The organism is Paraburkholderia sp. (assembly GCF_036488795.1).
Taxonomy (GTDB): Bacteria; Pseudomonadota; Gammaproteobacteria; order Burkholderiales; family Burkholderiaceae; genus Paraburkholderia.
In genome coordinates this window covers 1-3,674 of record NZ_DASXHA010000006.1, presented here as the reverse complement: position 1 = coordinate 3,674, position 3,674 = coordinate 1, and the positions used below count along the sequence as shown (strand labels likewise).

The window sequence follows — 3,674 nt, the reverse complement described above, 5'->3', positions numbered from 1 at the left end:
GCACTGGAAAACGTCATGGTGGGCCGTCACGTGCGCACCAAGCACGGACTGCTGGGCGCCGTGTTCCAGACGCCGGCTGAGCGCAAGGAAGAGCGCGAGATCAAGGAACGCGCGCTCGAGTTGCTGGAGTACGTCGGCGTGTGTTAACGGCGGTCAGAAACCGACACTAAACGGCGGCGTTAGTGAGGAATTCGGAATGTTTTCTAGTCTTCCGGGCTAATCCGAGACGACTGGTACGGGTGGCGCCAAGGTTATGGGGGCGCATCGAAAGGAGCCCGTAGGGCGAGTGCAGATGCGCGCCGGCGGGAGCCGGTTCAGGAAGGGGTGACGCAGCAGGCCTGATGCGGTAAAAGAGGATTTGCCGCCGAAGAAACAGGCCCGACACCGGCGCAAACCGCCAAGTTCAATCCGGTGTCGAGCCCAGCACGCGCACGACAGGGTGCGGGTGTGCCCAAGTATGGCACTGCCCGTAAGCTCTGTCGATATCGCATCGGCATTGACAGGGATTGCCGGTGCCGAGCTCAGCCCGCCTCTTTGTCTGCGCCCGTTGCCGGGCGCAGGTCATCGTTTGCCGCCGTTGCGACCGCGGCCAGATCTATTGCGACGGCGACTGTTCGTTGCTCGCTCATCAAACCAGCATGCGTGTGGCCGGTCAACGCTACCAGCGCACCCGCCACGGCCGTTTTGCGCACGCCGAACGGATGCGCCGCTATCGCAGCCGCAACAATAAAGTGACGCATCAGGGTTCCGCTGAGCCTGCCGCCGATGCTTTACTGAGACTGACTTCGACGACATCGGCCACAGCAGCGGTATCCACGCACACCACACCTGTGCCTGAGCATTGCCACTTCTGCCACTGCGTCTGTGCGGGCTTCCTACGCCTGGGTCCAATTCGCCGTCGGGTCTTCCGTGATGTTCGGACTGCTACTCACTACACAGGTGACCCATGACCATCGGAGTCGAACTCGAGGCGCAGATCCTGCGCTACTACCACGTTGAGAAGTGGCGTTGCGGCACCATCGCGCGCCAGTTGCACGTGCACCGCGGCACCGTCCAGCGTGTGCTCGCACAGGCTGGCCTGCCACGGATTGGCGCAGTGCTGCGACCCGCGCAGATCGATGCCTACCTGCCGTTCATCAATGAGACGCTGAAGAAGTTTCCCTCGCTCACGGCGAGCCGGCTGTATGCGATGGTTACTGAGCGCGGCTACCGGGGCAACATCCACCATTTCCGGCACCAGGTAGCACTTCACCGCCCACGGCCTGTTGCCGAGGCGTACCTGCGCCTGCGCACCTTGCCAGGGGAAGTCGGCGAGTGCGACTGGGCGCATTTCGATCGCCTGCAGATCGGGCGTGCGCGCCGGCCCCTGATGGCGTTCGTGATGGTGCTGTCGTGGTCACGTCAGATCTATCTGCGCTTCTTCCTGGATGCGCGCATGGATAGCTTCCTGGCGGGTCACGCCGGCGCCTTCGCAGCATGGTCCGGATTACCCAGGATCATCAAATACGATAATCTGCGCAGTGCCGTGCTTGAGCGCCAGGGCGACGCGATCCGTTTCAATCCGCAACTGCTCGCGTTCGCCGCGCATCATCACTACGAACCCCGCCCCGTGGCCGTAGCCAGAGGAAACGAGAAGGGGCGCGTCGAGCGTGCCATCAGGTTTGTACGCGACGCGTTCTTTGCCGCGCGCAAATTCACTGACCTTGATGATCTAAACGCCCAGGCCGCACTCTGGTGCACGGGGCCAGCAGCCGATCGCCCCTGCCGGGAGGAGCCCACGATCACCGTGCGAGAGGCCTTCGCCCGCGAGCAACCCAGCCTGCTCGCGTTGCCGGACAATCCGTACCCGTGTGAACTGCAACTGGCCGTGGCGGTCGGCAAACAGCCGTATGTCCGCTTCGATCTGAACGACTACTCGATCCCGCATACCCACGTGCGCCGCACGCTCACGGTACGTGCCGATCCCGGGCAGGTGCGCATTCTCGACGGCGCCGGTCTGCTCGCGACACATGAGCGCAGTTACGATCGTGGCGCGCAGATCGAGATCACCGCGCATCTGGACGCGCTCGTCGCCAGCAAACGCGAAGCGCGCCACCATCGCGGTCTGGACCATCTGGCCCATGCGGCGCCGGCCAGCCGGACCCTGATGCTGCGCGCCGCTGAGCGCGGCGCCAATCTGGGCAATATCACCGCCCAGCTGCTGCGCCTGCTTGACCGCTATGGCGCGGCCGAGCTGCAGGCGGCGATTGAGGAAACGCTCGCCAGCGATGCCGCGCCTCACCAGAATCCGGTGCGTCTGGCGCTCGAGCGTCGACGCGAAGCCCGCCAGGCACCTCCGCCGGTGACCATCAGTCTGCCTGAACACGTGCGCAACAAGGACACGCTGGTGACGCCCCACCGGCTCGACATCTACGATCAGCTCAATGGAGCGCACGATGAGCATGACTGAGAATCTGCAAAGCCGCGCAAACGCCTTGCGCCTGTACGGGCTGCTGGCGCACTGGCCCGAACTCACCAATGCTGACTGGGTTGAACCGCTCGTGCAATGGGAGGAAGACGAGCGTGCCCGCCGTTCGCTTGAACGACGCATTCGTGACGCCCATCTGGGTAACTTCAAACCGCTGTGCGACTTCGACTGGGCGTGGCCCTCGCGCTGCGACCGGCTCGCGGTCGAAGAGCTGATGTCGCTCGAGTTCGTCAGGGACTACGCCAACGTAGTATTGATTGGCCCGAACGGCGTGGGCAAGTCGACGCTGGCGCTAAACCTGGCCTACCAGGCACTCGTGAACGGGCACACGGCGCTGTTCACGAGCGCCGGCCAGATGCTCGGTGAGCTCGCTGCGCTCGACAGTGACTCGGCCTTACGCCGGCGGCTGCACCGCTATACGTCGCCTGCGGTGCTCGTCATTGACGAGCTCGGATACCTGTCCTATTCCAATCGCAATGCCGACCTGCTGTTCGAACTGATCAGCCGCCGGTATGGAGTCGCGAGTACAGTCGTGACAACCAATCGACCATTTGCAGAATGGTCAGAGGTGTTTCCAAACGCCGCGTGCGTCGTCTCGCTGGTAGACCGGCTGGTGCACCGCGCGGAAGTCATCGCCATCGAAGGCGAGTCATACCGGGTGAAGGAAGCCCGTGAACGCGCCGAGCAGCGGGCAAGCAGGCGCGGTGCGGCACGCGGCGGGAAGACAAAACCATGAAGCCCCTTCATCAGCCTTCAGGTATCACCCACGGGCTCGAGTTCCTGATCGCGGAGAACTGGTCCGCTGATCAGGTGCTCGCTGTCGTCGAACTCATCGACGATCTACGCGAGCGCATCGTCGGGCACTATCAGATTGCGCTCAATGAACTGCTGCGCGAACACCGCTCGCCTCCTGGAAACCCTCACCTTCCTCGTGACAACGAGGCCGATCCATTCTGACTAACGACCGGCACGCTCGACCATGGGCGCCAACGACTGGCCACGGTTGTTGACGCTTTTACTTAACCTTGCGCCGCCGTTTAGTGTCGGATTTATACCGCCGCCAACAGCGTGCTGCAATACGCCGACTACACGTCGCGCAACCTGTCGTACGGTCACCAGCGCCGTCTGGAAATCGCACGCGCACTCGCCACCGATCCGAAGCTGCTGGCGCTGGACGAGCCGGCTGCAGGCATGAACGCGACCGAGA

Annotated in this window: 4 protein-coding genes and 2 pseudogenes; 5 read left to right on the top strand and 1 reads right to left on the bottom strand. The window is 63.3% G+C overall.

The window, feature by feature from the left end; all coding sequences use genetic code 11:
- Positions 1-141, top strand: a pseudogene (locus tag VGH41_RS00910) (ABC transporter ATP-binding protein); the annotation flags it as partial.
- A gap of 380 nt (positions 142-521) precedes the next feature.
- On the opposite strand, the gene VGH41_RS00905 reads toward VGH41_RS00910, so the two are convergent.
- Complete coding sequence (locus VGH41_RS00905) at positions 522-740, bottom strand: hypothetical protein (RefSeq protein WP_200653613.1); 219 nt, start codon at positions 738-740, stop codon at positions 522-524.
- Between the two features lie 206 nt (positions 741-946).
- Between VGH41_RS00905 and istA the strand changes: the two genes are divergently transcribed.
- The 4 genes and pseudogenes from istA to VGH41_RS00885 all read left to right on the top strand — a co-directional run.
- On the top strand, positions 947-2,449 hold the full coding sequence (istA, locus tag VGH41_RS00900; protein WP_331595420.1) for an IS21 family transposase: 1,503 nt from the start codon (positions 947-949) through the stop codon (positions 2,447-2,449).
- Positions 2,436-3,203, top strand: a complete 768-nt coding sequence (gene istB, locus VGH41_RS00895) for an IS21-like element helper ATPase IstB (RefSeq protein WP_331595419.1) — start codon at positions 2,436-2,438, stop codon at positions 3,201-3,203. Before istA ends, istB begins: the two co-directional genes overlap by 14 nt.
- Positions 3,200-3,424 (top strand): hypothetical protein, encoded by a 225-nt coding sequence (locus VGH41_RS00890; RefSeq protein WP_331595418.1) that lies wholly within the window; start codon positions 3,200-3,202, stop codon positions 3,422-3,424. The genes istB and VGH41_RS00890 overlap by 4 nt, the downstream gene beginning before the upstream one ends.
- Before the next feature lie 111 nt (positions 3,425-3,535).
- Positions 3,536-3,674 (top strand): annotated as a pseudogene (locus VGH41_RS00885) (ATP-binding cassette domain-containing protein); the annotation flags it as partial.

What these genes read in the sequence shown, in the direction of transcription:
- istB (WP_331595419.1), top strand. Translation starts at nt 2,436, where the DNA reads ATGAGCATGACTGAGAATCTGCAAAGCCGCGCAAACGCCTTGCGCCTG.
- VGH41_RS00905 (WP_200653613.1), bottom strand. Translation starts at nt 740, where the DNA reads ATGCGTCACTTTATTGTTGCGGCTGCGATAGCGGCGCATCCGTTCGGC.
- istA (WP_331595420.1), top strand. Translation starts at nt 947, where the DNA reads ATGACCATCGGAGTCGAACTCGAGGCGCAGATCCTGCGCTACTACCAC.
- VGH41_RS00890 (WP_331595418.1), top strand. Translation starts at nt 3,200, where the DNA reads ATGAAGCCCCTTCATCAGCCTTCAGGTATCACCCACGGGCTCGAGTTC.